Source organism: Ottowia beijingensis, assembly GCF_042680925.1.
GTDB classification, from domain to species: domain Bacteria; phylum Pseudomonadota; class Gammaproteobacteria; order Burkholderiales; family Burkholderiaceae_C; genus Ottowia; species Ottowia beijingensis.
Map to the genome: position 1 here is coordinate 13,434 of NZ_JBHUEP010000009.1, position 26,260 is coordinate 39,693.

Sequence of the window (26,260 nt, forward strand, 5' to 3'; positions counted from 1 at the left end):
CACCCGCGCGGCATCGGCGCGTTGCGACCTGGCGAGGGGACGAACCTTGACCTGTATCAAAGATGAGGTCAATTCGTACCTTTTGCATGGGGGTGTGCCATCCTTGATCAAAACAAAAAGAGCACTGCCATCCGCAAGTTCTTGAACAAGGAGGAGACATGAAGCGATCAAACCGACAGGGCCTGGCAATCGCGCTGGCCATCTTGCTGCTGGTCGGCGGCGTGCTGTTGTCGTGGCTCACGCATGGCCGCGGCGTGGTGCGAGACGATCCAAAGCGCAACATCAGCGTCCCCAAGACGCTCACCGTGCCGCTGCAGGTGCGCGCGGCCTACAACGCCGAGAAAATCTTCGTCAACTACCGCTGGCCGGCCGACCGGCCGGGTCTGTTCCACGACGTGCTGGTCTATGAGGGCGGTCGGTGGGTCGTCAAGGGGCGGGCCACGCCGGGCTCGCAGCCGGACGGCATGCATGAGGATCGGGTGGCGATGATGCTGGACGACGGCGGCGTGCCGGAGTTCGCGCGCTACGGCGGCTACATCACGGTGGGCGATGGCATCCTGACTTTTACCAACGAGGCCAGCGAGGACGCCGTGAAGGCGCACCCCTACCTGGGCGGCAAGCTGAAGCAGGAGGAGGTCAGCAAGTCGCTGCCCGGCACCCGCAGCGACATCAACGACTGGGCCAGCCTGCGCTCCGAGGAAGTGCTCGGGGCACAACGGCGGGCGGGCTACTTCCTCGACCTGTGGCACTGGCGCAGCCACCGCGCCAACCCGATCGGGATGTCGGACGACCAGATGGTTGCCGAGGTGCGTGGCGGCGATGACGGCAAGAGCGCCGCCGGCACAAACTGGGACGGCGAGCGCCAGCAGCCGCGCCTGATGTTCGATGCCGCGGCAGTCCGCCACAAGGCGCTCCAATGGGCCGATGTGGTCGCTGGACGCATCGACCAGGAATCGGTCTACTACCTGGTGGAAGGTCAGGCGGTGCCGTTCGATCCGCAGGCCGGCTGGGTCGAGGGCGATACGCTGCCGCGCCGCTTCCTGCGCCAGCCCGAGGGCTCCAAGGCTGACATCACGGTGCAGGGAAAGGGGCGCTGGGCCGACGGCCACTGGGACGTCACCCTCAGCCGCGCACTCGATACCGGCCATCCGCTGGACGACAAGATCCTGCGCGACCACGGCCTGTACGACGTGGCCTTTGCGATCCATCGCCATGCCACCGGCGGACGCTGGCACTACGTGTCGCTGCCGATGAGCCTGGGCCTCGGGCGCGATGCCGACATCGTGGCCATGCAGTTCGACGTGGCCGAGCCGACTTGGTCCGGCCCCGGGCGCGAGGTCACGCTGTTCTATCCGGGTCAGGTGAGCTGGCCGCACCTGCACAGCAAGGCGCATGCCGGCGCGGAGGCCATCGCACGCCGCTTGCCGGTGCACACGCGCCACAGCGTCGAGCAGCTCAAGCACTACGGCATCGAGGTGGAGTTCGCGCAGGAGATGCGGCGCCAATGGCTGTGGACGTTGTGGTCCGGCCTGGCGTTGATTCTGGGCATCGGCTTTGCACTGAACATGGCGCTGGCACAGCGCCGGGGAGCTTGACCATGGGCCCGTATCACATCGTCCTGACCCATTTCCCGATCGCACTCTGGACGCTGGCGATGGCGGTCATCCTGCTGCGGGTGCTGAGCGCCGGACCGCTGGCGCGCCGGCTCGACCAGGCGCTGGTGCCCCTGCTCACGGTGGCGCTGCTGTTCGGGCTGGCGGCCTACGCCACCGGCACGCAGGTCTGGGATTGGGAGAGCATCAGCGCGTCGCCGCTGGGGCGCAACCACCTGATGCTGGCCGCCTGGACCGTGGCGCTGTGGGCCGTGGTCTGGTGGCTGCGCTGGCGCCGTGGCGAGGCCGTGTGGGAAGGCGGAATGCGCTGGGCGATGGCTGCGCTGGCGCTGCTGGGCGCGGTGCTGTTGGCCATCACCGGCACGCTGGGCGGGCACCTGATGAGCGCCCCGACCGACCTGTCCAAGCTGCTGCGCCACCTGGGCTGGGAGGTTTACACGACCTACCATGTGCCTGACTTCACCGTGTGGGCGCTGCTGGGCATCGCGGCGCTGGGCGTGGCGCTGGGCCTGTGGGCTCGCGCCAGGCGGGCGGCGGGTTCGGCGACCGGTTGACGGCGGACCGCCAGCGCGCGGCGGCCTCGCCGCTGGCGTGCCCTTACACCCCGCCCATCAGCTTCTGCACCAGGTCGGCCGCGGTGCTGGCGCCGTACTTGCGCATCAGCCGCGCGCGGTAGATCTCCACCGTGCGGTGGCTGATGCCGAGCACGCGGCCGATGGCCTTGCTGGTCAGGCCCTGCATCAGCTGCGCGGCCACCTCGCGCTCGCGCGCCGTGAGCGGCGCGGTGACGGGGCGCTGCGCGCTCAGGTCCTCGAAGGTCCAGATGCCGGCCGCGTGCGGCGCGGCGCGGTCGATGGCGCGGCCGGTGACGTGGCACCAGAACGGCTCGCCCGCGTGCGCACCGCCCACGCGCTGCATCACCCGGTTGTCGGCGTACACGCCGTGCGCGTTCAGGATCGGAGCCATGCGTTCGCCGATGCGCTCGTACTCGTCGGCGCTGGGGTACAGGATGCGAAAGCTCTGCCCCACCAGCTGCGCCGGCGTGGCGCCGAAGATCTCGCACACGCGCTCGTTGCAGTCCACGATGTGGCGCTGGCGCGAGAGAATGAGGCCCACGGGCGCGAGCTGGAAGGCCAGGCGGTAATCGGGTGCGGCAGGGCCGGGGGCAGGGAAGTCCATTACGAAATACTACGTAGCTGGATACGTAGTATCTTTCAGGGCTGTACCCCGGTTTCCCCTTACGCATCCACCTATTCAGGAGAGACATCCCGTGAACAAGATTTACCCCTCGGCCGCCGAGGCGCTCAAGGGCGTCGTCGCAGACGGCCAGATGCTGGCCGTGGGCGGCTTCGGCCTGTGTGGCATCCCTGAGGCGCTGATCGACGCCCTGCGCGATTCGGGCGTGAAGGACCTGACCGTGATCAGCAACAACGCCGGCGTGGACGGCTTTGGCCTGGGCAAGCTGCTGGACACGCGCCAGATCAAGAAGATGATCAGCAGCTACGTGGGCGAGAACAAGGAGTTCGAGCGCCAGTACCTGGCCGGCGAGCTGGAGCTGGAGTTCACGCCGCAGGGCACGCTGGCTGAGAAATTGAGAGCAGGCGGCGCCGGCATTCCGGCCTTCTTCACCAAGACCGGCGTGGGCACGCTGGTGGCCGAGGGCAAGGAGCTGCGCGAGTTCGACGGCCACACCTACGTGATGGAGCGCTCGCTGGTGGCCGACGTGGCCCTGGTCAAGGCCGACGTGGCCGACCGCAGCGGCAACCTGCGCTTCAACCTGACGGCGCGCAACTTCAACCCGGCCTGCGCCATGTCGGGCAAGGTCTGCATCGTCGAGGTCGAGCGCATCGTGCCCAACGGCGAGCTGGCGCCCGACGACATCCACCTGCCCGGCATCTACGTGCACCGCCTGGTGCACAACCCGACGCCCGAGAAACGCATCGAGAAGCGCACGCTGCGCGAGCACAAGTAAGCAAGGAGTCAAACCATGGCCTGGACACAAGACCAAATGGCGGCCCGTGCCGCGCAAGAGCTGCAGGACGGCTTCTACGTCAACCTGGGCATCGGCATTCCCACGCTGGTGGCCAACCACGTGCCCGCCGACAAGGAGGTGTGGCTGCAGTCCGAGAACGGCATGCTGGGCATCGGCCCCTTCCCGACCGAGGACGAGGTGGACGCCGACCTCATCAACGCTGGCAAGCAGACCGTGACCACGCTCAAGGGCAGCAGCATCTTCGGCAGCCACGACAGCTTCGCCATGATCCGCGGCGGCAAGATCAACCTCAGCATCCTGGGCGCCATGCAGGTCACCGACAAGGGGGATCTCGCCAACTGGATGATCCCCGGCAAGATGGTCAAGGGCATGGGCGGCGCCATGGACCTGGTGGCGGGCGTCGAGCGCGTGATCGTGCTGATGGAGCACGTGGCCCGGAAGAAGGACGGCAGCACCGACATGAAGATCCTGCCCGAGTGCACGCTGCCGCTGACCGGCGTGGGCGTGGTCGACCGCATCATCACCGACCTGGGCGTGTTCGACGTGACGCCCGAGGGCCTGAAGGTGGTGGAGCTGGCCGACGGCGTGACGCTGGAAGAGGCGCAAGGCAAGACCGGCGTGCCGCTCAAGCAATAAGCACCCTGGTGTGGGAGCGGGCTTGCCCGCGATGACGGCGCCGTGAGCAACGACACGCCCCATCGCGGGCAAGCCCGCTCCCACATCCGATCATTCAATTTCACTCAGGAGAGATTCATGAGCACACTGAAAGGCAAGACGGCCCTCGTCACCGGCTCCACCAGCGGCATCGGGCTGGGCATCGCCATCGAGCTGGCCAAGCAGGGCGCCAACATCGTGATGAACGGCTTCGGCGACGTCGAAGGCCCCAAGGCGCAGATCACCGCGCACGGCGTGAAGGTGGAATACCACGGCGCTGACATGAGCAAGCCGGCCGAGATCGAAGCCATGATGCAGTTCGCGGCCGAGAAGTTCGGCGGCGTCGACATCCTGGTCAACAACGCCGGCATCCAGCACACGTCGAGCATCAAGGACTTCCCGGTCGAGCGCTGGGACGCCATCATCGCCATCAACCTCACCTCGGCCTTCCACACCACGCGCCTGGCGATTCCGTACATGACGCAGAAGAACTGGGGCCGCATCATCAACATCGCCTCGGTGCACGGGCTGGTGGCGTCGAAGGACAAGTCGGCCTACGTGGCGGCCAAGCACGGCATCGTGGGTCTGACCAAGGTGACGGCGCTGGAGCTGGCCACCACCGGCGTCACCGCCAACGCCATCTGCCCCGGCTGGGTGCTGACGCCGCTGGTGCAAAAGCAGATCGACGCCCGCGCCGCCGAGCAGAAGATCAGCGTGGAGCAGGCCACAAGGGATCTGCTGAGCGAGAAGGAACCGTCGCACCAGTTCACCACGCCCGAGCAGTTGGGCGCCATGGCGGTATTCTTCTGCAGCGATGCTGCTGCCAACGTGCGCGGCCAGGCCTGGGCCCACGACGGCGGCTGGACGGCGCAGTAACGAATTTCTAGTCAAATCGGGCTTTAGCGCCCGTCCATCAAGCGCTGACAGCTATCAATTGGATAGTTGTCAGCGCTTTTTTTCATGCCATGTCGGCCGCTGCCGACAGGCGCATGCTGCGGCCGCTGGCGCGTGCCGGCCGGGCGGCGGGCCACCATGGCGCCACGGCGTGCCACTGTTCACCCGGTGCGCCAGGAGCCGACCGTGCACCACGCCCGCCTTGCCCTGCACTGCCTCACCGCCTCGCTGCTGACCCTGCCCGCCGCCCAGGCCAGCGCCGCCTGCTATACCGTGTACGACGCCCAAGGTGGCGTGGTGCAGCAGGCCGATGCGCCACCGGCCAGCGCGGCGCAGGCGGCCAGCGTGCCCGCAGGTGGGCGCGTGGTGTTGAACGGTGATGCCTGCGCACGCGAGGTGGCGATGGCCGGGCAGATCGCGCCAGCCCCGGCCCGCGAGCCGGCCAGTGCCCCGTTGCTGACCCATGTGGCGAACGCCGCCGCGGCGCAGGCCCCTTACGCCGTGGTGGGCAGCGGCATCGCCGTGGTGGCGCCTGCGCACGCCGAGCAAGTGTGGGAGCGCGCGCCGCTGGTGCACCCCGTGGTGCCCGCGGCCGGCCGACCGGCGGTGGAAACCGTCATCACCGAATGGGCCGACGGCCGCACCGACGTGGAGCAGCGCCCCGTGCGCACGCGCCGCTGATACGGATGGGCTTTCAAGCATGCTTGACCATCAAGAAGTTTCAGATGCCGCGCGGATCACATCCGCTGTGTGGGAGGGGTGAGTCATCCAGCAAGAAAGACCAATGACTTCGCTGCGCTTCAGTGACCAAGACGTCATTCGTCATTGGTCATCGTTTTGAACGCAGAACGTCATGAGCCAGCGGCCACGCCGCCTCTCGGTGTTAATGCGGCTGCCCGGCTTGGCCGCACCGTGCTAGCCTGTACCGCGCCGACGAGCGAACTGGGCGCCTCATGTCTGGGGCGCGAGTGGTCGGCCTGGATCGATGCAAAGGCCCTCCGAGATGAACACCCACGTTTTTCACCGCAGTCTCCTCACCACGCCCCCGGTGGCCGTGCGCGGACAGGGCCTGTGGCTCGAAGATGCCGCCGGCCAGCGCTACATCGACGCCTCGGGCGGTGCGGCCGTCTCCTGCCTGGGCCACGGTCACCCTGACGTGCTGGCCGCCATGCACCGGCAGATCGACCAGCTGGCCTACGCGCACACCAGCTTCTTCACCACCGAGGTGGCCGAACAACTGGCCGACCAGCTGGTGCGCACCGCGCCGGCCGGCATGAGCCACGCCTACTTCGTCAGCGGCGGCTCCGAGGCGGTGGAGGCGGCGCTGAAGATGGCGCGCCAGTACTACCTGGAGATCGGCCAGCCTGAGCGCAGCCACTTCATCGCCCGGCGCCAGAGCTACCACGGCAACACGCTGGGCGCGCTGGCGGTGGGCGGCAACGAATGGCGGCGGCGCCAGTTCGCGCCGCTGCTCATCGATGTGACTCACGTGTCGCCCTGCTACCCCTACCGCGACCTGCAGCCCGGCGAAACGCCCGAGGCTTACGGCCAGCGCCTGGCACGCGAACTCGACGAGGCGATCCAACGCGTCGGGCCGGCCAAGGTGCTGGCCTTCATCGCCGAAACCGTGGGCGGTGCCACCGCCGGCGTGCTGGTACCGGTGCCGGGCTACCTGAAGGCGGTGCGCGAGGTGTGCGACCGGCACGGCGTGCTGCTGATCCTGGACGAGGTGATGTGCGGCATGGGCCGCACCGGCACGCTGCACGCGTGCGAACAGGACGGCGTGGTGCCCGACCTGATGACCATCGCCAAGGGCCTGGGCGGCGGCTACCAGCCCATCGGCGCGGTGCTGGCGCAGCAGAAGATCGTCGATGCCATGTCCTCGGGCAGCGGCTTCTTCCAGCACGGCCACACCTATTTGGGGCACGCCGTGGCGTGCGCGGCGGCGCTGGCGGTGCAGCAGGTCATCGAACGTGACGGGTTGCTTCAAAAAGTGAAGCGCGATGCGTCCGTCCTGAAAGCGCTGCTGGCTGATAAGTTCAAAAACCACCCGCACGTGGGCGACATCCGCGGGCGCGGCTTCTTCTGGGGCATCGAACTGGTGCAGGACCGTGCCAGCAAGGCGCCGTTCGACCCGGCACGGCGCTTGCATGCCAAGGTGAAGGCGGCGGCCTTCGCGCGCGGATTGCTGGTTTATCCCATGGGCGGAACCGTCGATGGCTGTTATGGTGACCACATCCTGCTGGCACCGCCCTTCATCGCGTCGCAAGACGAACTGGCACAGATCGTGTCGCGTCTGGCCGAAGCGCTGGATGCGGCGCTGGCGCAGGGCTGACCCCCGTTCCCTTTGTTTTTTGCGGAGATGACTTTGATGCGAATCCAGACCGTTCTGAAAACCCTGGCCGCCGCCGCGGCGGCTTCCACGGCCATGCTGTCGGCGCCGGCCATGGCACAGCAAAAATTCATGACCATCGGCACCGGTGGCGTCACCGGCGTGTACTACGCCGCCGGCGGCGCCATCTGCCGCCTGGTCAACAAGGACCGGTCGAAACACGGCTACCGCTGCACGGTCGAATCCACGGGCGGCTCGGTGGCCAACATCAACACGGTGCGCGCGGGCGATCTGGACTTCGGCGTGGCCCAGTCCGACTGGAACTACCACGGCTACAAGGGCACCAGCAGCTTCGAGAAGAACGGGGCGTTTTCCGACCTGCGCTCGGTGTTCTCGCTGCACCCCGAGCCATTCACCGTGGTGGCGCGCGCCGAGGCGAACGTGAAGAGCTTCGATGACCTCAAGGGCAAGCGCGTCAACGTCGGCAACCCCGGATCCGGCACCCGCGCGTCGATGGAGCAGCTGCTGGCCGCCAAGGGCTGGAAGATGGGCGACTTCTCGCTGGCCTCCGAACTGAAGGCCGACGAGCACGGCGCCGCCCTGTGCGACAACAAGATCGACGCCTTCTTCTACGGCGTCGGCCACCCCAGCGCCAACATCCAGGACCCGGTGACCACCTGCGGCGCCAAGCTGGTCAACATCACCGGCCCGGCGATCGACAAGCTGGTGGCCGACAACTCCTACTACGCCAAGGCCACCATTCCGGCCGGCCTGTACAAGGGCAACGACCAGGCCACGCAGACCTATGGCGTGCTGGCCACCTTCGTCACCTCGGCCAAGGCGCCGGACGATCAGGTCTATACCCTGGTCAAGGCGGTGTTCGACAACTTCGACGAGTTCAAGAAGCTGCACCCGGCGTTCGCCCACCTGAGCGCCGAGCACATGGTCAAGGACGGCCTGTCCGCGCCGCTGCATCCGGGCGCCGCCAAGTTCTACAAGGAAAAGGGCTGGCTCAAGTAACTGGGCCTGAGAGGGTGCGCCACGCGCACCGCGCGCCCCATGCTGGATCGTGTCGGCATGGGGCGTTTTTTCGTGGCGCGACGCACGGTGTGAGCAACCAAAGAGCCGGGTACGGAGAGGCAGCATGAGCAAGAGCAAGGACGTGGCGGTGGACCAGGTCGATGTCAACAGGCTGGTCGAGGAGACGGACACCGGCGGCCGGGAGCCCGGTCCGCTGGTGGCCAGGCTGCTGCTGCTGGTGGCCATTGCCTGGTCGCTGTTCCAGTTGTGGATCGCCTCACCGCTGCCGTTCACGCTGCGCGTGGGCATCTTCAACGACACGGAGAGCCGTGCCATCCACTTGGCGTTCGCCGTTTTCCTGGGTTTCATGGCGTACCCGGCCAGCACGCGTTCGCCGTCCAACCGGGTGCCCGTCACCGATTGGGTGATGGCACTGGTCGGCGCCTTCTGCGCCGGCTACCTGTTCCTGTTCTACCGCGAGCTGGCCACCCGGCCCGGCAGCCCGACGCAGATGGACGTGTACGTCTTCATCGTCGGCATCGTCCTGCTGCTGGAGGCCACGCGCCGCGTGCTGGGCCTGCCCATGGTCATCGTGGCCACGCTGTTCCTGGTCTACACCTTTGCCGGGCCCCACATGCCCGACATGCTGGCGCACCGCGGCGCCTCGCTGGAGCGGGCGGCCTCGCACTTCTGGCTCACCACCGAGGGCGTATTCGGCGTCGCGCTGGGCGTGTCCAGCGGCTTCATCTTCCTGTTCGTGCTGTTCGGCTCGCTGCTCGACAAAGCCGGCGCCGGCAACTACTTCATCAAGAGCGCGTTCGCGCTGCTGGGCCACATGCGCGGGGGGCCGGCCAAGGCGGCGGTGGTGTCGTCGGCGGCCACTGGCATCATCTCCGGCTCGTCGATCGCCAACGTGGTAACCACCGGCACCTTCACCATTCCGCTGATGAAGCGCGTGGGCTACCGCGGCGACCAGGCCGGCGCGGTGGAGGTGTCGTCCTCGGTCAACGGCCAGATCATGCCGCCGGTGATGGGCGCAGCGGCCTTCCTGATGGTGGAGTACGTGGGCATCCCCTACGTGCAGGTGATGAAGCACGCCATCCTGCCGGCGCTGATTTCGTACATCGCGCTGTTCTACATCGTGCACCTGGAGGCGCTGAAGGCCGGCATGGAAGGGCTGCCGCGGCGCCAGCAGTCGAGCGGCCAGCAGCGGCTGATCTCCTTCGTGATGACCGTCAGCGGCTTCATCATCCTGTCCGCCATCACCTATTACGGCATCGGCTTCATCAAGACGCTGTTCGGCAGCAGCGCGGCGCCCATCATCGCCATCGTCCTGCTGGCCGCCTACCTGTTTTTGCTGTGGGTGGGATCGCGCCAGCCGGAGCTGGAGATCGACGATCCGAACTCCCCCGTGTTCGAACTGCCCGAAACCGGCCCCACGGTACGTTCGGGCCTGCACTACCTGCTGTCGGTGGTGGTGCTGGTGTGGTGCCTGATGGTGGAGCAGCTCTCGCCCGGGCTGTCGGCGTTCTGGGCCACCATGTTCATGATCTTCATCATGGTCACGCAAAAGCCCATCCTAGCCGCGCTGCGCGGCAGCGGCGCGCTGGGCACGGCCTTCAAGGCCGGCGTGCGCGATCTGATCGACGGCCTGGTCACGGGCGCGCGCAACATGATCGGCATCGGCGTGGCCACCGCCGCCGCGGGCATCATCGTCGGCACCGTCTCGCTCACCGGCGTGGGGCTGGTGATGACCGAGATCGTCGAGCTGCTGTCGGGCGGCAACCTGATGCTGATGCTGATCCTGGTGGCCGTCATCAGCCTGATCCTGGGCATGGGCCTGCCCACCACGGCCAACTACATCGTGGTGTCCACGCTGATGGCGCCGGTGGTGGTGGAGCTGGGTGCGCAAAGCGGACTGATCGTGCCGCTGATCGCGGTGCACATGTTCGTGTTCTATTTCGGCCTCATGGCCGACGTGACGCCGCCGGTGGGGCTGGCCTCGTTCGCCGCTGCCGCCATTGCCAAGCACGACCCGATCAAGGTCGGCATCACGGCTTTCTACTACAGCATGCGCACGGCCATCCTGCCGTTCCTGTTCATCTTCAACACGCAGCTGCTGCTGATCGGGCTGACGGGGCCGATCCACACCGTCATCACCATCGGCACGGCCATCATCGCCATGCTGGTGTTCGCGGCGGCCACGCAGGGCTACTTCCTCACCAAGACGCGCTGGTGGGAAACCCTCGCGCTGCTGCTGGTGTGCTTCACCCTGTTCCGCCCGGGCTTCTGGATGGACATGGTGTACCCGCCGTTCGACGAGGTGCGTGGCCAGGCCATGCAGCAGGAGATTGCCGATGCGCCGGCCAACACCGGCAAGCGCATCTGGATCGAAGGCATCAGCCTGGAAGGCAATGACGTGCGCAAGGGCGTGCTGCTGCCGCTGGGCGCCAAGGAGGGCGACTATCGCCAGCGCCTGGCCGACGCCGGCGTGACCGTGATGCCCGACGGCGACGAACTGATGGTGGTGGGCGTGCGCTTCGGCAGCGTGGCCGAGAAGCTGGGGCTGGAGCAGGGCTTCCGGATCAAGGCCATCGAACTGCCCGCCGCCCGCCCGGCCAAGGAATGGTTCTTCGTTCCGGCGCTCGCATTGCTGGCCCTGGTGATGTGGCTGCAGGCGCTGCGCATGCGGCGCGGGCGCGGCGCGCCGGCGCTGGCCTGACGGGGATCAGGCGGCTGAAAGCGCCCAGGGGTCAACCCGATTCCATGATTTACATCAAGACCGAAAAAGGCCGGACTGCGCTGCTGCAGCATGATCTGCTGAGCGTGCGCGAGCGCCAGGTGATGGTGCTGTGCAACGGCGTGCGGACCGATGCCGAGCTGATCGACCTGTTCGGCCGGGCCATTTCCGAAGACATCGACCGCCTGGAGCGGCGCGGCCTGCTGGCTGCCCAACTCAGCCACACCAGGCCGCCGGCGCTGAAGGCCGTGCTGGCCGAAAGCCCGCAGATCGCCGACGCGGCGGCAGACGCCGCCGGCGCGCACCCGCCCGACAGCTTCGTCGCCAGCCGCATCACCACCACACAACCGCCGGCGCCTCAGCGCGAGACGCTGCCCCGCATGTCGCTGCAGGAGCTGGCCGCGCTGGCCGACGTGCCCCCGGTGGACGCCGCCGTGGTGGCGCCGGTGCGCCAGGCCCTGGCCGACAGCGAGCCCGCGCCCGCGCCCGCCCCCGACGCGGTGGAGCAGGTGGCCGCCATGGTCAACAGCATCGACGCCGAGCAGGTGATGGTGCGCTCGCCCGTGGCCGCGCAGGCCTACATGACGCAGGTGCTGCTGGCGCTGAACAGCGCGCCGGCCACCACGCTGGTCGAAACCCACGGCAACGTGCGGCACGAGGTCGACATCCTGCTCTATCTGGCGCAGGGCCTGGGCCAGACCTACGACGTGGCGGGCGAAGACGTGACCCTGCGCGTGGCCATGCGCGTGGGCCGCCTGCTGCCGCCGGGCGACCTGCCCATGCTGCTGGACTGCGTGCTCGACTACGTGCCCGCCAGCTTCAGCGTGCTGCTGTACGAGTTCGTGGTGGCCGGGCGCGACACCGCCAGCACCTGAGCCTCACCCGCCGGCACCGACGGGTTCGGCGGCGGCATCCCAGCGCGCCCATTCCGCGCCCAGCGCCGCTTTGATCAGCAACGGCGCGCCCGTCACCGGGTGCGGCAGCGCCAGCGTGGACGCATGCAGCCACAGGCGCTGCAGCCCCAGCCAGCCGGCCAGCGCGCGGTTCAGCGGGCCCTTGCCGTGCGTGGCGTCGCCGATGATCGGGTGGCCGATGTGCTTGCAGTGGCGGCGCAGCTGGTGGCGGCGGCCGGTCTCGGGTTGCAGTTCCAGCAGCGCGCAGCGCGTCTGCGCAAAGTCGCCATAGGGCAGGGGCACCGCCCAGCGCCCCAGGGTGCGAAAGCGCGTGCGCGCCGGCTGCACCGTCAGCGCCCGCGCCGTGGCGCGCGCGTCGTCGGCCAGGCGGGTCAGCGGGTGGTCGATCACACCCTCGGCGGGCGGCCAGCCGCGCACCACGGCGCGGTAAGTCTTGGCGATGCCCTCGTTGCTCTCGAAAAGTGAGCTGACAGCGCCGGCCACCTGGGCGCTCAGGGCAAAAAGCAGCACGCCGCTGGTGCCCTTGTCCAGCCGGTGCAGCGGCCACACCGGCTGGCCGATCTGGTCGCGCAACAGTTGCACGGCAAAGCGCGTCTCGCCCGCATCCAGCCCCGTGCGGTGCACCAGCAGGCCGGCGGGCTTGTCGATGGCGATCAGGTGTGCGTCTTGATGGAGAATCGGCAGCATGCTGTTTGTATTGTCACCAGCCAAGGCGCTGGATTACGAAACGCCGGTGGCGCCCGAGGTGCCGCACACGCCCCCGTTGTTCGGCAAGCAGTCGGCGGCGCTGATCGCCGTGCTGCGCGAGAAATCACCGCAGCAGATCGCCGAGCTGATGAAGCTGAGCGACCCGCTGGCCAGCCTGAACGTGGCGCGCTATGAGGCCTGGCGGCCGAAGGTGACGGCGAAGAACGCCAAGCAGGCCGTGCTGGCCTTCAACGGCGACGTGTACGGCGGCCTGGACGCCGCCAGCCTGACACCCGCGCAGCTCGACTGGCTGCAGGATCACATGTGCATTCTCAGCGGCCTGTACGGCGTGCTGCGCCCGCTGGACTGGATGCAGCCCTACCGGCTGGAGATGGGCACGCGACTGAAGACCGACCAGGGCGCCAACCTGTACCAGTTCTGGGGCACGCAGATCGCCGACTACCTGAACCAGCGGCTGGCGGGCGACAAGGCGCCCATCCTGGTCAACCTCGCCTCGCAGGAATACTTCAAGTCGGTCGACCGCAAGGTGCTGCAGGCGCGCGTGATCGACTGCGTGTTCGAGGACTACAAGGGCGGGCAGTACAAGGTCATCAGCTTCTTGGCCAAGCGCGCGCGCGGGCTGATGGCGCGCTACGCCGCGCAGCACAAGGTGGCCACGCCGAAGAAGCTGGAAGGCTTCGACCTGGAAGGCTATGCCTTCGCGCCCGCCGCGTCGGAGCCGGACCGGCTGGTGTTCCGGCGCAAGCGGTAAGCCGGCCGCTGAAGCTTCAACTCATGAATTGATAGTGGGTTGCGCTTGCTGCACAAAGGTTTCAAGACAAAACCATCTGAAATCATTGAATTACAAGCGCCAGCAGCTATTGTTTTTGATCATCATCACCCCGCGACCATGACCCAACAGATCACCCCCGAACTGCGCCAGTGGATCGTCGACCAGGCGCAGGCCGGCCACAGCGCCGAGAGCGTGCTGCAGTCGATGAAGGCCTCCGGCTGGGACGAGGACGTGGCCATCGAGGCCATGGAGAGCACCCTGCGCGGCCACCTGAACCAGCAGGCCGTGGCGCAGGGCCTGCCGCCGGCGGTGAAGGTGCCCGAGCCGGCCGTGGGCGATTCGCCCCTGTACCTGGACGGCGGTGACCGCCAGGTGGCCGTGCTGGGCGTGATGGCGCTGCCGCGCGTGGTGGTGTTCGGCGGCCTGCTGTCCGACGAGGAATGCGACGCGCTGATCGCGCTGGCCAGGCCGCGCATGAGCCGCTCGCTCACCGTGGCCACCAAGACCGGCGGCGAAGAGGTCAACGAAGACCGCACCAGCCAGGGCATGTTCTTCCAGCGTGGCGAAAACGAACTGGTGAAGACCATCGAGGCGCGCATCGCCAGGCTGGTGAACTGGCCCATCGAGAACGGCGAGGGGCTGCAGATCCTGCAGTACGTGCCGGGCACCGAATACAAGCCGCACTACGACTACTTCGACCCCGCCGAGCCCGGCACGCCCACCATTCTCAAGCGCGGCGGCCAGCGCGTGGGCACGGTGGTGATGTACCTGAACGAGCCCGAAAAGGGCGGCGGCACCACCTTCCCCAGCGTGTTCTTCGAAGTGGCGCCCAAGCGCGGCAACGCCGTGTTCTTCAGCTACGAGCGGCCGCACCCCAGCACCAAGACCCTGCACGGCGGTGCCCCCGTCATCGCCGGCGAGAAGTGGATCGCCACCAAGTGGCTGCGCGAAGGCGAGTTCCGTTGAAGAGCCAAATCGTCCCTCAGCGCCCGCCCAGCAAGCGCAACCAGCTATGAAAATAAAAGCAAACGGCATCGAGCTGGCGCTGGAGGACAGCGGCGGCCCCGGCCCCGCCGTGCTGCTGGTGATGGGGCTGGGCGGCCAGCTGATCCACTGGCCGGCCGGCCTGGTGCAGGGCCTGGCCGATGCCGGCTACCGCGTGCTGCGCTTCGACAACCGCGATGCCGGCCTGTCGACGCACTTCACGGCGCACGGCACGCCGCGCATCCCGTGGATTGCCACGCAGGCCTGGCTGGGCCGCCGGCCGCGCGTGCCCTACACGCTGTCCGACATGGCGGCCGATGCCGTGGGCGTGCTGGATGCGCTGGCCGTGCCCAACGCCCACATCGTGGGCCTGAGCATGGGCGCCATGGTGGCGCAGCGCGTGGCGCTGGCGGCGCCGCAGAGCGTGCGCAGCCTGGTGTCCATCATGGGCAGCAGCGGCGCGCGCGGCCTGCTCAAGCCCAAGCCGGCCTTGCTGCGCGTGGCCGCCAGCAAATCCAAGGCGCGCGGCGACGCGGCGCTGGCCGCGTACTACGTGCGCTTTCTGCAGGCCATCGCCAGCCCGCGCTTCGGCCCGAGCGACGAGGCGTTGCTGGCCATGTTCCGCCGCACCGCGCAGCGCCATGCGCCCGACAACGCCGCCACCTACCGGCAGCTGGCCGCCATCCTGGCCGATGGCGAGCGCGCCGACCAGCTGGCGCGCATCCAGCGCCCCACGCTGGTGGTGCACGGCGCCGACGATCCCTGGGTGCCGCCGGTGTGCGGTGAGGACACCGCACGCCGCATCCCCGGCGCGCGGCTGGCCATCATCCCCGACATGGGGCACGACCTGGCCCCCGTGGCGCACCCCGAGATCGTGCGCCGCGTGCTGGCCGTGCTGCTGCCCTTTCTGCAAGACCACGACGAGGAGCGCGCATGAGCGCCAGCGCCGACCATTCCCCGCTCGGCAAGGCCGTGCGCTATGCCGACCAGTACGACCCGGCGCTGCTGTTCCCCATCCCGCGCGCGCCGCAGCGCGCGCAGCTGGGCATCACCGGCCAGCCCGGCTTCTTCGGTGCCGACCTGTGGACGGCGTTCGAACTGTCGTGGCTCAACGCCCGCGGCAAGCCGCAGGTGGCCATCGCCCACATCATGGTGCCGTGCGAGAGCACGCACATCGTCGAGAGCAAGTCGTTCAAGCTGTACCTGAACAGCTTCAACGGCACGCGCATCGGCGATGCGCAGGAGGTGCAGCGCCGCATCCAGGCCGACGTGAGCGCCGCGCTGTGGCAGGGCGGCCCGGTGCGCGCCAGCGCCAGCGTGCGCCTGATCGCGCCGGAAGACTTCGACCGCGAGGCGGTGCATGAGCTGGACGGCCTGAGCCTCGACCGCCTCGACATCGACTGCGACGTGTATGAGCAGCCGGCGCCCGAGCTGCTGACCGCAGTGTTCGACGAGCAGCCGGTGGAAGAAACGCTGACCAGCCGCCTGCTGAAAAGCAACTGCCCCGTCACCGGCCAGCCCGACTGGGGCAGCGTGCAGATCCGCTACGCCGGCCCGCAGATCGACCAGGCCGGGCTGCTGCGCTACATCATCAGCTTTCGCAACCACAACGACTTCCACGAGCACTGCGTCGAGCGCATGTTCATGGACATCTGGCAACGCTGCCGGCCCGCCAAGCTGAGCGTGACCGCGCGCTACACGCGCCGCGGCGGGCTCGACATCAACCCCTGGCGCACCAGCCATCCGGCCAAGCCCCCCGCCAACGTGCGCACGGCGCGCCAATAAACGACGTTCGGGGCCAAGTCCGTGCACTGTTTCATGGGGTGGCCAGCCGGGCGCGTTACGTCAAACTGACACAAGCGGGGATAATCGCGTGATCGTGCCAAAACGCGCCGCGGGCCGGCTCCGGCACGATCTTCACCAATCCGTTGGAAGTATCACGAGGTTTTGGTCTTCATGTCTGCCCACTTTGCTTCGCTCCACATCGACAACCACGCGCCCGAGCCCCTGTGGCGCCAGCTCTACATCCAGCTGGATGACCTGCTGACCTCCGGCACCCTGCAGGCGGGCACCAGCCTGCCGCCCGAGCGCGAACTGGCCGAGACGCTGGGCGTCAGCCGCTCCACCGTCAAGCGCAGCTACGACCAGCTGCGCCACGACCAGCGCATCGGCGGCCGTGGCCGCGCCGGCAGCGTGGTGCGCCGCCCCGAGCGCGTGGAGCCCACGCTGGGCCGGCTCAAGGGCTTCACCGAGGAAATGCGCGAGCTGGGCAAGTTCGCCTCCACCACGCTGCTGGTGTGCGAGGTGGTGCACGACCGGCGCATGGCCTCGATCTTCCAGCGCCCGTCCAACGCGCTGTTCCTGCACATCGAGCGCGTCCGCGAGGCCGACGGCGTGCCCATGACGCGCGAGCTGGCCTGGTACGACCTCACGCTGGCCCCCATCATGGCCGAGTGGGACGGCGGCGGCTCGGCCTACGAGCGGCTCAAGCAGCTGTGCGGCGTCACCCTGGGCGGCGCCGAGCAGACGGTGGAGGCCGTGCTCAGTTCCGACGCCGAATCGGCCGCCTTCGGCTTCGAGCAGCCCCAGCCCTGCCTGCTGTTCAAGCGCATGACGCGCGACGTGGGCGGCGCGCTGGTCGAGTACGTCGAAGGCACTTTCCGCGGCGATGCCTATGTGTATCGGATGCAGCTCAACCCCTGATGGGGCATGCACAGGCAGCTCCTAAAAAGTGAGTTTCTCGGGCGGCGGCCAGGGGCCGGCCAGCAGCCCTTCCAGTTGTGCCGCGAACGGCAGCGCATCCAGCACGCCGCGCCGCGCCGCCACATGGGCGCCGCACAGATTGCCCCACACCAGCGCCGTGCCCAGCGCCTGCCCGGCCAGCACGGCCGTGACGTAGCCGCAGGCAAAGCCGTCGCCAGCGCCCACCGTGTCCAGCGCGTCGACGGCGGGCGCGGGCACGTGCACCAGGCGCCAGCCGCCATCGTCGCCGCGTTCGGCGCCCAGCGCGCCGCGCGCGCCCAGCGTCACCACCAGCCGCCGCAGCGCCGGCCAAGCGATGGCCAGCGCTTGTTGCCGCTGCCGCACGGCACGCGCGATGTCGGCCACGGCCAGTGTCAGCAGTGCAGGCGCATCCAGCAGGCCTGCGGCCTCCAACTCGTTCACGATCAGCGTGTGCGTGGCCGACCGCAGCGCGGCCGGCGGCGCCTGCCAGGGCGAGGGGTTCAGCACCGTGGGCACGCCTTGCCGGTGGGCGATCTCGAGCGCCACCTGCACGGCGGGCAGCGCGGTCTCGAATTGGCCGCAGACCAGCGCCGCCGCTTCGATGGCGCTGCGCGCCGCCTCGGCATGCGCCGCCGTCAGCAGCCCGTTGGCGCCGGGGTACACCGCGATGGTGTTGTGCCCATCAGCGCCGATCAGCCCTGCGCCCCAGCCCGAGGGGCCGGGCAGGCGATGCACGTGCGTGGCATCCACGCCCTCGGTGGCCAGCAGCGCCAGCAGCTCGTCGGCCGCGGCGTCCTGGCCGCAGCCGATCAGCGTCTGCACCCGCGCGCCCAGCCGCTGCAGGCCCACCGCCACGTTCAGCCCCTTGCCACCGGCCTCCTTGTGAAAGCCGTGCGCCTGCAGCGTCTCGCCCGGAGCCGGCAGGCGTGCTACCTGCCAGCAGCAGGCCTGCACGAAATTGCCCAGCACGAAGGCGCGCGGCGGTGGGGAGGCAGATGCAGTCATCGCAGCGAAGTGCATTCACGTAGAAAAACCGGCATGCAGCGATCACATAGTGGGTCGATCATCCTGTCAATACCCGGAAGCGTGGAGGGAGCGTTGTGACGGCACTCGATGTTCTGGGCCTGGTGGCCACCTGCTTCACCACATCGTCCTTCGTGCCGCAGTTGTGGCGCGCCTGGAAGACGCGCGACGTCTCGGGCGTCTCGCTGTCCACCTACGTCATCATCACCATCGCCCCGGTGCTGCGGCTGGTGTATGGCTGGCTGCGCGGAGACCTGCCGCTGATGGTGGCCAACGCGGTGATGGTGGTGCCCACCGGCGCCATCACGGTGATGAAGCTGCGCGTCGAGGGCTCGGCGCCGCGCGCGGGTTGATGCCGCTGGGCGCGCTGGCCCAAGTGTCGCGGTGGCTGGCGCTTCTTCGTGGCGGGACGGCGCGCGCACCGGTGGTGTCCCTGTAGCAGGTCAAGTGTCCGCCCCGTTCTTTTTCTGTGGGAGCGGGCTTGCCCGCGATGGGCGATGGTTTCAACAGATGCGCCCCATCGCGGGCAAGCCCGCTCCCACAAGGGGTGACTGTATTGTCTTATGGGGGAGTATGTGCTTTTTGCTCAGAAAATTCGGGCGCTAAGGTATGCCTATATGGGGAGTATCTGTTGGTCTCCTTGGTCAACGTGCCTCAGGCACCAAAGTCGCGCAGCTCGGCCAGCGGCGGAAAGCGCCCTTCGCGCTTGTCCTTCATCGCCGTCACGGCCTCGCACACGTGGGTGTTGCTCCAGATGGCGGCCTGCACCCAGCCCATCTGGCGCAGGGCATCGTCCACCGAATGGTCGCGCGCGTAGTGAATGACCTGCTTGGTGCCCCAGATGGCCACGGGCGGCTTGGCGGCGATCTCTTTCGCGCACTGCAGGGCGGCGGCCAGGCAGGCCTCGGGCGTGTCGAACACTTCGTTGACCAGGCCCACCTCGCGCGCCCTGGCGGCGGGCATGCGGCGGCCGGTGTAGGCCAGTTCCTTCACCACGCCCAGCGGCACAAGCTTCGGCAGGCGCTGCAGCGTGCCCACGTCGGCCACCATACCGATGTTGATCTCCTGGATGCAGAAGAAGGCGTCCGCCGTGGCGTAGCGGATGCACGCGGCCGTGACCAGATCGACCGCGCCGCCGATGCAGCCGCCGTGGATGGCGGCAATGACGGGGATGCGCAGTGTCTCCAGCCTGGTGAAGGTGGCCTGCAGCCCGCCGAGCAGGTCGGCGATGGCGGCGCGGCCTTCGGGGCTGGCGTCGTCCATCTGGATGGCGCCGCCGAACACGTCAAGCGCCATGCCGGCCGAGAAGTGCTTGCCGGTGCTGGAGAGCACCAGGGCGCGCGCCTGTCCGCGTTTGTTGATGTGGTCGAGCACCTCGTCCAGCTCGCGCCAGAAGACGGGGCCCATGGTGTTCATCGCCTCGGGGCGGCTGAGCACCAGGTGGGCGACGTGGTCGGTGATGGTGAGCTGGAAGCAGGTGAGGGTGGGAGTGTTCATGCGCGCACTGTAGTGCGCTTGGCGGGGCGGGCGCAATCGCGTGAGGGACTACGCGGCCAGGCACAGTGCTCCCGCAGTGCTTGCAGCGCCTGGATGCTTGTAAAAAGATAGCTGTCAGCGCTTACTGAAACAGCGGCAGGTCCAGGTCTTCTTCTGAAGACTTGGCCCCCGCCAGCTCCGCAGCCTTCACCAGCGAGCCCACACGCACGCCCAGCAGGCGCAGGCGGCGGTCGAGCGGCACGCGCTTGAGGCACTGCCCCGCCACCTGGCGGATGCGGCGCGCGTCGTTGGTGTGCTCGGCCACGGTGGTGTCGCGCGTGGCGATCTTGAAGTCGGTGTAGCGCAGCTTGATGCCGATGGTCTTGCCGACGTAGCCCTTGCGCTGCAGGTCGGCCGCCACCTGTTCGGCCAGCCGCGTGAAGATGGCCCCCAGTTCGGCCTTGTCGTGCACGGCGTGCAGGTCGCGGTCGAAGGTGGTTTCGCGGCTCATGCTGACGGGCTCGCTTTCGGTCACCACCGGGCGCTCGTCGCGGCCGTGCGCGGCGTCGTGCAGCCAGGCGCCGTAGCTGCGGCCGAAGTGCTCGACCAGCCACGACCGCTCGCGCGCGGCCAGCTCGCCGATGGTGGTGATGCCGTGGGCTTGCAGCTTCGCGTCGGCCTTGGGGCCGATGCCGTTGATCTTGCGGCAGGGCAGGGGCCAGATCAGTGTTTGCAGATTGGCCTCGTGCACGATGCTGATGCCGTTCGGCTTGTTGAACTCGCTCGCCATCTTGGCCAGCAGCTTGTTGGGCGCCACGCCGATGGAGCAGGTCAGGCCCGTGGCCTGGAAGATGCTTTTCTGGATCAGCCGCGCCAGCACGCGCCCGCCCTCGCGCTGGCCGCCGGGCACGTGGGTGAAGTCGATGTACACCTCGTCGATGCCGCGGTCTTCCATCACCGGCGCGATGCCCTGGATGACCTGCTTGAAGGCGCGCGAACAGCGCCGGTATTCGTCGAAATCGGCTGGCAGCAGGATGGCCTGCGGGCACAGCCTGGCGGCCTTCATCAAGCCCATGGCCGAGCCGATGCCGAACGGGCGCGCGGCGTAGCTGGCCGTGGTGATGACGCCGCGGCCCACGTAGTCGCGCAGCAGCGGGAAGAAATCGACCGGAATGTCGGCCAGGTCGGCGGCGGTCCAGCTGCGTTCGGGGCGCTCGGTGTTCAGGCGTGCGATCAGTTCATCCTCGCGCCGCCGCCCGCCGCCAATCACCATCGGCAAACCCTTCAGCTGCGGATAGCGCAGCCATTCGACCGACGCGTAGAAGGCGTCCATGTCGAGGTGGGCGATGCGGCGGGGTGGCGTGGCTAGTGTCAAGGCGCTGCACCAGGGGAGCGGGGCGTGACGAAGGGGTTCAGCACATCCATGCCCAGCGCCTTGAAATCGGCCACGTTGCGCGTGACCACCGTCAGGCCGTGCACGCGCGCCGTGGCGGCGATCATGGCGTCTTCGTACAGTGTGTCCGAACGGCGATGCATCAGCCTGGCCCAGTCGCGCAACAGCGCCGCGTCCATCGGCAGTACGTTGTAGGCAGCCGCCACCTGGTCGAGCCAGGTCTCGATCTCGCTGGCCTTGGTCGCGTCCTGTTCGCGCGTCAGTTCGATGCCGGCCTGGATCTCGCCCAGCGTGACGGCCGAGAGAAACAGTTGTGCATCGTCCACCGACTGCAGCCACGCCAGCACCGCGCCGTGCGGCCGCGGTCGGCGCAGCTCGGAGACGACGTTGGTGTCGAGCAGGTACATCACTCGGCCACCGGCACCGGGCGGCGCCGCGCGCGGCCACGCGGGGGCAGCAGCAGATCGGTGCGTGCCTCGTCGGACAGCAGCAACTGCTTCAGCGAAGGACGCGCGGCGTGCTGCAGGCGCCGCCATTCGTCGACGGGCACCAGCACGGCCGCTTCTGCGCCGCGCCGGGTCACCATCTGCGGGCCTTCAGACAGGCAGGCGTCCAGAAACTCGCTGAAGCGCGCCTTCGCATCCTGAACCGGCCAAGCGTGCATGGTCACCTCCAATCAAACTAGGTAGATGACTAGTTTAAGAGAGCTGGACTTGGCGGTCAAATGTGGGTGGCTCTGGGCCGGGCCAGTTTCTTTTGTGGGAGCGGGCTTGCCCGCGATGGGCGCATCGCCAGCAATAGTGCTTCACGCGGACAAGCCCGCTCCCATAGGTTCTCAGTCAGTCAATAGGGGGTATCAATGTCAAGCTCCCGTCAGTCGGGCGCCAGCGGGTATCTATGCAGGGAGTATGTGATCCCTGCAGCGCTGGCGCCCCGCTCTCCAACATGGCTCGTCACCGCCCCGAAGGCGAGCGGGTGGGCTGCGCCGTCAGGCCGCCGCGGGCAGCACCGTGCCCACGCATTCGCCAAAGCCGATGCGCGCGGCGCCTTCCTTCTGGCACCAGCCGCGCAGCACGATGGTGTCGCCGTCCTCCAGCCAGGTGCGGCTTTCGCCGTTGGCGAGCTGGATCGGGTTCTTGCCGCCGGTGGTCAGCTCGATCAGCGCGCAGGCCTGGTCCAGGGTGGGGCCGCTCAGCGTGCCGGTGCCCAGCAGGTCGCCGGGCCGCAGGTTGCAGCCGTTCACGGTGTGGTGCGTGACCATCTGCGCGGCGGTCCAGTAGGCGTGCTTGTAGTTGGTGCGGGTGATGCGCTCGGGCGCGGCGCCGGCGGCGCGCATCTTGTCGGTCAGGATCAGTGCTTCGAGTTCGATGTCGAGCCCGCCCTGCGCGCTGTTGGCGGCGCTGCTCAGGTAGGGCAGGGGCTGCGGGTCGCCTTCCGGGTGACTGAAGGGGGCGCGGAAGGGGGCGAGCGCTTCCATCGTCACCACCCAGGGCGACACCGTGGAGGCGAAGTTCTTGGCCAGGAAGGGGCCGAGCGGCTGGTATTCCCATGGCTGGATGTCGCGCGCCGACCAGTCGTTGAACAGCACCAGGCCGAAGATGTGGTCTTCGGCCTCGGCCATCGTCACCGGCTCGCCGAGCGCGTTACCCTGGCCGACGAACACGCCCATTTCCAGCTCGATGTCCATGCGCGCGCTGGGTTTCAGCACGGGCACGTCGGCGTCGGGCGGCTTGACCTGGCCCTTGGGGCGCTTGAAGGCCTGGCCCGAGATGCCAATGCTGGAACTGCGGCCGTGGTAGCCGATGGGCACCCATTTGTAGTTGGGCAGCAGCGGGTTGTCGGGGCGGAACTGCTTGCCGATGTTGGTGGCGTGGTGCACCGAGGTGTAGAAGTCGGTGTAGTCGCCAATGCGCGCGGGCAGGCTGTATTCGGCCTGCGCTTGCGGCACCAGGCAGGCTTGCAGCGCGGCTTGCTGCGACGAGCCAGTTTGCAATGCTTTCGATAGCACCTTGCGCAGGTGGGACAAGGGCTGCGGGCCCAGACTCATCAGATTGTTCAGCGTCGGTTCAGCCGCGGCCTGCGCCGCTGCCAGGGCCTCGCCGTTGAACACGCCGGCCTGCACGGCGGCGGCCATGTCGACGATCTGGTCGCCGATGGCCACGCCGCCGCGCCACGCCTCACTGCTGCCCTGGCGGCGGAAGATGGCGAAGGGCAGGTTCTGGATCGGGAAGTCGGTCTGGCCGTCGTTGGCGGAGGCGACCCAGCTGGTCAGATTGGGGTCGTGGGTTTCGTTCAGTGGGGTCATGGGGGACTCGCAGAAAGGCGGGGTGAGCTGGGCATGGGGCCGCGGGGGCGGTGGATGCCGAGCCCTCATCCCAACCCTCTCCCGCGAGCGGGAGAGGGGGCTTCAGGGCGTGGTGAGATCGGTGAAAGACGGACGCGCCGGCGGGTCAATGCGCGCCGACCTTGCCAGTCCCGTCGTGCATCCAGCGCGCATGCTCGGGCGCCTTCTTGGTGCGGTCCCACTCGTTCAGCATGTCCCACTTCACGCGGTCCAGTTCCTTGTCCATCTCGGGCGTCGAGGTGTTGGCGGCCAGCTCCAGGCGGTGGCCGCTGGGGTCGAAGAAGTAGATCGACTTGAAGATGGTGTGGTCGGTGGGGCCGATGACTTCGATGCCGTCGGCCTCGAGCTTTTGCTTCACCTTCAGCATGGTGTCGACCGAATCGACCTTGAGCGCCAGGTGCTGCGTCCACGCGGGCGTGTTGGCATCGGCGGGCGACAGCATCTCGGCCCGGGTGGGCAGCTCGAAGAAGGCCAGCACGTTGCCGTTGCCGGCGTCCAGGAAGATGTGCATGTACGGGTCCGGCTCCTTCGTCGACGGCACTTCGTTCTCGGCAATGGCCAGGATGAAGTCCATGTCGAGGTACTTCTGGTACCACTCCACGGTCTGCTTGGCGTTCTTGCAGCGGTAGGCGACGTGGTGGATTTTTTCGATGAGGGCCATGGGTTTGTCTCCTTCGGATGGTGAGAGGGTGGCGGGGGTCAAAGGTCTTGCAGCGCGGCCTGGATGTGCTGCCGCACGGTTTCGGGTTGGGCCAGCGCATTGGCGTTGAGCAGGGCGAGCTTGACGAGGAACAGCTCGGCCTTCTCCGGCCCGGCCTGGTCGATGGCCTGGGCCAGCACGTCGTACACGGTTTCCAGGTCGGGGATGCTGAGGGCTTGGGTTTTCGCGTTCATGCGGGTCTCCATTCTCATTGCGGCAGTGCCTGGTGGAAGGCGGCTTGCAGGCGCGTGGCATCCAGTGTGAGCCAGCGCGCGCACACGTGCTGGTCGGGCCGCAGCAGGTAGGCGCCGCCGCTGGCGCTGATGCCGTAGCGCTGGCGGAAGTGGCCGTCGGCGTCGGCGAAGGTCTGATCGGCGCCCTGCACTGGCGTGGCGCTGCCCACAGCGGTCACGCGCACCGGCACGCCACGGCCGCGCACTTCGGCGATCACGTCCTGCAGCGGCTGCGGCAGGCTGGCAGCGTCGGTGAAGTAGAGCAGATCGAACCCGCCGCCCAGGTGGTCGAGCAGGAAATCGTCCGCGCCCAGGCGCACGTTCTGCGGCGGCGCGCCGTGCGCCGGGCCGGCGGTGAACAGGGCGTTGTCGTCGCCCGGGCTGTTGAGCATGGAGTGCGTGTACTCGTGCGGGCGCGAGGTGCGCCAGTGGTAGAGCGGGCGCACGAAGTCCTGCGTGCGCGACAGCGACAGCACCGCATCGCGCAGGACGCGAAAGCCGCGCGTGGGCGGCGCCATGAAGCGCGTGCTCTTGCCCGCCTCGTCGATGATCTCGCGCGCGGCGCCCACGCGCTCGGCGCTGTGGTTGGCCAGCAGCTTTTCGCTGGCCAGGCCCTTGATGACGAAGGCCAGGTGCCAGGCCAGCGATTGCGCGTCCTGAAAGCCGGTGTTGGCGCCGCGCACGCCGAAGATCGGCAGCAGGTGCGCCGCATCGCCGGTGAACAGCACGCGGCCGACCACGTAGTCGGGCAGCGTCAGCGTGCGGGCCGAATAGACCGAGCACCAGTCCATCTCCCACGGCGTGCCGCCATGGCCGATCATGGCCAGTTGCGCGTCGATGCGGGCCTTCAGCGATTCGGGCTTCAGTGCGTCCTCGGGCTTCTCGCCCGGCGGCAGCTGATAGTCGACGCGCCAGATGCCGTGCGGCTCGCGGTGCATCAGGATGGTGTTGCCGGGGTTCCAGGTGGGGTCGAAGAAGGCCAGCCGCTCGGTGGGGAAGGGCAGGTCGATGCGGATGTCGGCGATGACGAACAGGCCCTCGTACGAGGCGCCTTCCATCTTCAGCTGCAGGCCTTCGCGGATGCTGGAGCGGCCACCATCGGCGGCGATCAGCCAGTCGGTGGCCAGCACGTATTCGCCTTCGGGCGTGTCGATGGTGACGATGGCGTGGTCGCTCTGCTGCGCCACCTTCACCACCTTGTTGCCCCAGCGGAAGTCGATCAGCCCGCTGGCGGCGCAGGCGTCGATCAGGTATTCCTCCATGTACTGCTGCTGGATGTTCAGCATGGGAAAGAAGCGGTCGTCGGCGCTGTGCGGCGCCTCCATGCGAAACACCGTCTGGCCCTTGTAAATCGAGTTGCCGAAGCGCCAGGGCAGGCCGTTCTCGGTCATGCGCTGGGCGGTGCCCACCTGCTGCAGGATCTCCATCGAGCGGCGCGTGAACACGATGGCGCGGCTGCCCTGCGACACCTGGAGCTCGGCCGTGACCAGCACGCTGGGCACGCCATGGCGCGCCAGCTCCAGCGCGGCCACCATGCCCGCGGGGCCGGAGCCGGCGATCACCACCTTGTGGCGCGGCTGCGCGCCGTGCTGCGAGGGTAGCCAGGGCGCATGCACGCGGTAGTCGTAATAGATCGACGGGCGCGGCTCGGTCGTCGGCTGGTGCATCGTGTCTCCTGGGGGTGCGCGCCGCGGCGCCGGCGCTTGTGCAAAGATGCACTATTATTCCTGTAATTGGTTGCGC

At 68.2% G+C, this 26,260-nt stretch carries 27 protein-coding genes; 16 read left to right on the forward strand and 11 right to left on the reverse strand.

Annotated features, from left to right (window positions below; genetic code table 11):
- Positions 1 to 158: 158 nt before the first annotated feature.
- On the forward strand, positions 159 to 1,595 hold the full coding sequence (locus tag ACFSCU_RS14040; RefSeq protein WP_180549564.1) for an ethylbenzene dehydrogenase-related protein: 1,437 nt from the start codon (positions 159 to 161) through the stop codon (positions 1,593 to 1,595).
- A gap of 2 nt (positions 1,596 to 1,597) precedes the next feature.
- Positions 1,598 to 2,167: a DUF2231 domain-containing protein gene (locus tag ACFSCU_RS14045; RefSeq protein WP_180549563.1), complete on the forward strand. Its 570-nt coding sequence runs from the start codon at positions 1,598 to 1,600 to the stop codon at positions 2,165 to 2,167.
- A 43-nt stretch (positions 2,168 to 2,210) separates the two neighbouring features.
- Here the strand turns inward: ACFSCU_RS14045 and ACFSCU_RS14050 are convergent, their stop codons facing one another.
- Entirely contained in the window at positions 2,211 to 2,792 is a 582-nt protein-coding gene (locus ACFSCU_RS14050) for a LuxR C-terminal-related transcriptional regulator (RefSeq protein ID WP_377560988.1), read from the reverse strand.
- A gap of 91 nt (positions 2,793 to 2,883) precedes the next feature.
- Between ACFSCU_RS14050 and ACFSCU_RS14055 the strand changes: the two genes are divergently transcribed.
- The 8 genes from ACFSCU_RS14055 to ACFSCU_RS14090 all read left to right on the forward strand — a co-directional run bounded on the left by ACFSCU_RS14055 (position 2,884) and on the right by ACFSCU_RS14090 (position 12,121).
- Positions 2,884 to 3,585 (forward strand): CoA transferase subunit A, encoded by a 702-nt coding sequence (locus tag ACFSCU_RS14055; protein WP_180549562.1) that lies wholly within the window; start codon positions 2,884 to 2,886, stop codon positions 3,583 to 3,585.
- A gap of 15 nt (positions 3,586 to 3,600) precedes the next feature.
- On the forward strand, positions 3,601 to 4,242 hold the full coding sequence (locus ACFSCU_RS14060; protein ID WP_180549561.1) for a CoA transferase subunit B: 642 nt from the start codon (positions 3,601 to 3,603) through the stop codon (positions 4,240 to 4,242).
- 117 nt (positions 4,243 to 4,359) lie between these two features.
- Positions 4,360 to 5,136, forward strand: a complete 777-nt coding sequence (locus ACFSCU_RS14065; RefSeq protein WP_180549560.1) for a 3-hydroxybutyrate dehydrogenase — start codon at positions 4,360 to 4,362, stop codon at positions 5,134 to 5,136.
- A gap of 204 nt (positions 5,137 to 5,340) precedes the next feature.
- The gene (locus ACFSCU_RS14070; protein WP_377560989.1) at positions 5,341 to 5,835 is read left to right on the forward strand and encodes a hypothetical protein; all 495 of its coding nucleotides are present in this window, start codon (positions 5,341 to 5,343) and stop codon (positions 5,833 to 5,835) included.
- Positions 5,836 to 6,157: 322 nt separating this feature from the next.
- Positions 6,158 to 7,489, forward strand: a complete 1,332-nt coding sequence (locus ACFSCU_RS14075; protein ID WP_377560990.1) for an aspartate aminotransferase family protein — start codon at positions 6,158 to 6,160, stop codon at positions 7,487 to 7,489.
- Between the two features lie 36 nt (positions 7,490 to 7,525).
- Entirely contained in the window at positions 7,526 to 8,506 is a 981-nt protein-coding gene (locus tag ACFSCU_RS14080; RefSeq protein WP_333705386.1) for a TAXI family TRAP transporter solute-binding subunit, read from the forward strand.
- 124 nt (positions 8,507 to 8,630) lie between these two features.
- On the forward strand, positions 8,631 to 11,228 hold the full coding sequence (locus tag ACFSCU_RS14085; protein ID WP_377560991.1) for a TRAP transporter permease: 2,598 nt from the start codon (positions 8,631 to 8,633) through the stop codon (positions 11,226 to 11,228).
- Between the two features lie 44 nt (positions 11,229 to 11,272).
- The gene (locus ACFSCU_RS14090; RefSeq protein WP_377560992.1) at positions 11,273 to 12,121 is read left to right on the forward strand and encodes a hypothetical protein; all 849 of its coding nucleotides are present in this window, start codon (positions 11,273 to 11,275) and stop codon (positions 12,119 to 12,121) included.
- Positions 12,122 to 12,124: 3 nt separating this feature from the next.
- On the opposite strand, the gene ACFSCU_RS14095 is transcribed toward ACFSCU_RS14090, so the two are convergent.
- Positions 12,125 to 12,847 (reverse strand): pseudouridine synthase, encoded by a 723-nt coding sequence (locus ACFSCU_RS14095; RefSeq protein WP_333705383.1) that lies wholly within the window; start codon positions 12,845 to 12,847, stop codon positions 12,125 to 12,127.
- Between ACFSCU_RS14095 and yaaA the strand changes: the two genes are divergently transcribed.
- From yaaA to ACFSCU_RS14120, 5 genes are all read left to right on the forward strand, one after another.
- A complete protein-coding gene (yaaA, locus tag ACFSCU_RS14100; RefSeq protein ID WP_377560993.1) occupies positions 12,846 to 13,619 on the forward strand; it encodes a peroxide stress protein YaaA in 774 nt (257 codons plus the stop codon). The two genes, ACFSCU_RS14095 and yaaA, sit on opposite strands and share 2 nt — an antisense overlap.
- A gap of 138 nt (positions 13,620 to 13,757) precedes the next feature.
- Positions 13,758 to 14,606, forward strand: coding sequence for a 2OG-Fe(II) oxygenase (locus ACFSCU_RS14105; RefSeq protein WP_333705381.1), 849 nt, complete (start codon positions 13,758 to 13,760; stop codon positions 14,604 to 14,606).
- A gap of 46 nt (positions 14,607 to 14,652) precedes the next feature.
- Complete coding sequence (locus ACFSCU_RS14110; RefSeq protein WP_377560994.1) at positions 14,653 to 15,561, forward strand: alpha/beta fold hydrolase; 909 nt, start codon at positions 14,653 to 14,655, stop codon at positions 15,559 to 15,561.
- On the forward strand, positions 15,558 to 16,409 hold the full coding sequence (queF, locus tag ACFSCU_RS14115) for an NADPH-dependent 7-cyano-7-deazaguanine reductase QueF (protein ID WP_377560995.1): 852 nt from the start codon (positions 15,558 to 15,560) through the stop codon (positions 16,407 to 16,409). The genes ACFSCU_RS14110 and queF overlap by 4 nt, the downstream gene beginning before the upstream one ends.
- Before the next feature lie 171 nt (positions 16,410 to 16,580).
- Positions 16,581 to 17,327: a GntR family transcriptional regulator gene (locus ACFSCU_RS14120; protein WP_180549556.1), complete on the forward strand. Its 747-nt coding sequence runs from the start codon at positions 16,581 to 16,583 to the stop codon at positions 17,325 to 17,327.
- A 21-nt stretch (positions 17,328 to 17,348) separates the two neighbouring features.
- On the opposite strand, the gene ACFSCU_RS14125 is transcribed toward ACFSCU_RS14120, so the two are convergent.
- A complete protein-coding gene (locus ACFSCU_RS14125; protein WP_377560996.1) occupies positions 17,349 to 18,353 on the reverse strand; it encodes a PfkB family carbohydrate kinase in 1,005 nt (334 codons plus the stop codon).
- A gap of 95 nt (positions 18,354 to 18,448) precedes the next feature.
- On the opposite strand from ACFSCU_RS14125, the gene ACFSCU_RS14130 reads away from it, so the two are divergent.
- On the forward strand, positions 18,449 to 18,724 hold the full coding sequence (locus ACFSCU_RS14130) for a SemiSWEET family sugar transporter (RefSeq protein WP_180549553.1): 276 nt from the start codon (positions 18,449 to 18,451) through the stop codon (positions 18,722 to 18,724).
- Between the two features lie 301 nt (positions 18,725 to 19,025).
- Here the strand turns inward: ACFSCU_RS14130 and ACFSCU_RS14135 are convergent, their stop codons facing one another.
- From ACFSCU_RS14135 to ACFSCU_RS14170, 8 genes are all read right to left on the reverse strand, one after another.
- Entirely contained in the window at positions 19,026 to 19,868 is an 843-nt protein-coding gene (locus tag ACFSCU_RS14135) for an enoyl-CoA hydratase-related protein (protein WP_180549552.1), read from the reverse strand.
- A 121-nt stretch (positions 19,869 to 19,989) separates the two neighbouring features.
- Positions 19,990 to 21,180 (reverse strand): DNA polymerase IV, encoded by a 1,191-nt coding sequence (gene dinB, locus ACFSCU_RS14140; protein WP_180551672.1) that lies wholly within the window; start codon positions 21,178 to 21,180, stop codon positions 19,990 to 19,992.
- Positions 21,181 to 21,218: 38 nt separating this feature from the next.
- Positions 21,219 to 21,647, reverse strand: a complete 429-nt coding sequence (locus ACFSCU_RS14145) for a type II toxin-antitoxin system VapC family toxin (protein WP_180549551.1) — start codon at positions 21,645 to 21,647, stop codon at positions 21,219 to 21,221.
- Entirely contained in the window at positions 21,647 to 21,904 is a 258-nt protein-coding gene (locus ACFSCU_RS14150; protein WP_180551671.1) for a type II toxin-antitoxin system Phd/YefM family antitoxin, read from the reverse strand. Before ACFSCU_RS14150 ends, ACFSCU_RS14145 begins: the two co-directional genes overlap by 1 nt.
- Positions 21,905 to 22,228: 324 nt before the next feature.
- Complete coding sequence (gene fahA / locus ACFSCU_RS14155) at positions 22,229 to 23,545, reverse strand: fumarylacetoacetase (RefSeq protein ID WP_377560997.1); 1,317 nt, start codon at positions 23,543 to 23,545, stop codon at positions 22,229 to 22,231.
- A gap of 145 nt (positions 23,546 to 23,690) precedes the next feature.
- Positions 23,691 to 24,245, reverse strand: a complete 555-nt coding sequence (locus tag ACFSCU_RS14160) for a VOC family protein (protein WP_333705373.1) — start codon at positions 24,243 to 24,245, stop codon at positions 23,691 to 23,693.
- 38 nt (positions 24,246 to 24,283) lie between these two features.
- The gene (locus ACFSCU_RS14165) at positions 24,284 to 24,478 is read right to left on the reverse strand and encodes a DUF2783 domain-containing protein (protein ID WP_180549550.1); all 195 of its coding nucleotides are present in this window, start codon (positions 24,476 to 24,478) and stop codon (positions 24,284 to 24,286) included.
- A 14-nt stretch (positions 24,479 to 24,492) separates the two neighbouring features.
- On the reverse strand, positions 24,493 to 26,184 hold the full coding sequence (locus ACFSCU_RS14170; RefSeq protein WP_180549549.1) for an FAD-dependent monooxygenase: 1,692 nt from the start codon (positions 26,182 to 26,184) through the stop codon (positions 24,493 to 24,495).
- Positions 26,185 to 26,260 lie beyond the last annotated feature (76 nt).

Excerpts from the sequence above, each read along its gene's own strand:
- ACFSCU_RS14060 (WP_180549561.1), top strand. The coding sequence starts at position 3,601 with ATGGCCTGGACACAAGACCAAATGGCGGCCCGTGCCGCGCAAGAGCTG.
- ACFSCU_RS14105 (WP_333705381.1), top strand. The coding sequence starts at position 13,758 with ATGACCCAACAGATCACCCCCGAACTGCGCCAGTGGATCGTCGACCAG.
- ACFSCU_RS14075 (WP_377560990.1), top strand. The coding sequence starts at position 6,158 with ATGAACACCCACGTTTTTCACCGCAGTCTCCTCACCACGCCCCCGGTG.
- ACFSCU_RS14085 (WP_377560991.1), top strand. The coding sequence starts at position 8,631 with ATGAGCAAGAGCAAGGACGTGGCGGTGGACCAGGTCGATGTCAACAGG.
- queF (WP_377560995.1), top strand. The coding sequence starts at position 15,558 with ATGAGCGCCAGCGCCGACCATTCCCCGCTCGGCAAGGCCGTGCGCTAT.
- ACFSCU_RS14080 (WP_333705386.1), top strand. The coding sequence starts at position 7,526 with ATGCGAATCCAGACCGTTCTGAAAACCCTGGCCGCCGCCGCGGCGGCT.
- ACFSCU_RS14170 (WP_180549549.1), bottom strand. The coding sequence starts at position 26,184 with ATGCACCAGCCGACGACCGAGCCGCGCCCGTCGATCTATTACGACTAC.
- ACFSCU_RS14065 (WP_180549560.1), top strand. The coding sequence starts at position 4,360 with ATGAGCACACTGAAAGGCAAGACGGCCCTCGTCACCGGCTCCACCAGC.
- yaaA (WP_377560993.1), top strand. The coding sequence starts at position 12,846 with ATGCTGTTTGTATTGTCACCAGCCAAGGCGCTGGATTACGAAACGCCG.
- ACFSCU_RS14125 (WP_377560996.1), bottom strand. The coding sequence starts at position 18,353 with ATGACTGCATCTGCCTCCCCACCGCCGCGCGCCTTCGTGCTGGGCAAT.
- ACFSCU_RS14045 (WP_180549563.1), top strand. The coding sequence starts at position 1,598 with ATGGGCCCGTATCACATCGTCCTGACCCATTTCCCGATCGCACTCTGG.
- ACFSCU_RS14165 (WP_180549550.1), bottom strand. The coding sequence starts at position 24,478 with ATGAACGCGAAAACCCAAGCCCTCAGCATCCCCGACCTGGAAACCGTG.
- ACFSCU_RS14090 (WP_377560992.1), top strand. The coding sequence starts at position 11,273 with ATGATTTACATCAAGACCGAAAAAGGCCGGACTGCGCTGCTGCAGCAT.
- dinB (WP_180551672.1), bottom strand. The coding sequence starts at position 21,180 with ATGGACGCCTTCTACGCGTCGGTCGAATGGCTGCGCTATCCGCAGCTG.
- ACFSCU_RS14120 (WP_180549556.1), top strand. The coding sequence starts at position 16,581 with ATGTCTGCCCACTTTGCTTCGCTCCACATCGACAACCACGCGCCCGAG.
- ACFSCU_RS14150 (WP_180551671.1), bottom strand. The coding sequence starts at position 21,904 with ATGCACGCTTGGCCGGTTCAGGATGCGAAGGCGCGCTTCAGCGAGTTT.
- ACFSCU_RS14050 (WP_377560988.1), bottom strand. The coding sequence starts at position 2,792 with ATGGACTTCCCTGCCCCCGGCCCTGCCGCACCCGATTACCGCCTGGCC.
- ACFSCU_RS14135 (WP_180549552.1), bottom strand. The coding sequence starts at position 19,868 with ATGAACACTCCCACCCTCACCTGCTTCCAGCTCACCATCACCGACCAC.
- ACFSCU_RS14145 (WP_180549551.1), bottom strand. The coding sequence starts at position 21,647 with ATGTACCTGCTCGACACCAACGTCGTCTCCGAGCTGCGCCGACCGCGG.
- ACFSCU_RS14110 (WP_377560994.1), top strand. The coding sequence starts at position 14,653 with ATGAAAATAAAAGCAAACGGCATCGAGCTGGCGCTGGAGGACAGCGGC.
- fahA (WP_377560997.1), bottom strand. The coding sequence starts at position 23,545 with ATGACCCCACTGAACGAAACCCACGACCCCAATCTGACCAGCTGGGTC.
- ACFSCU_RS14095 (WP_333705383.1), bottom strand. The coding sequence starts at position 12,847 with ATGCTGCCGATTCTCCATCAAGACGCACACCTGATCGCCATCGACAAG.
- ACFSCU_RS14160 (WP_333705373.1), bottom strand. The coding sequence starts at position 24,245 with ATGGCCCTCATCGAAAAAATCCACCACGTCGCCTACCGCTGCAAGAAC.
- ACFSCU_RS14040 (WP_180549564.1), top strand. The coding sequence starts at position 159 with ATGAAGCGATCAAACCGACAGGGCCTGGCAATCGCGCTGGCCATCTTG.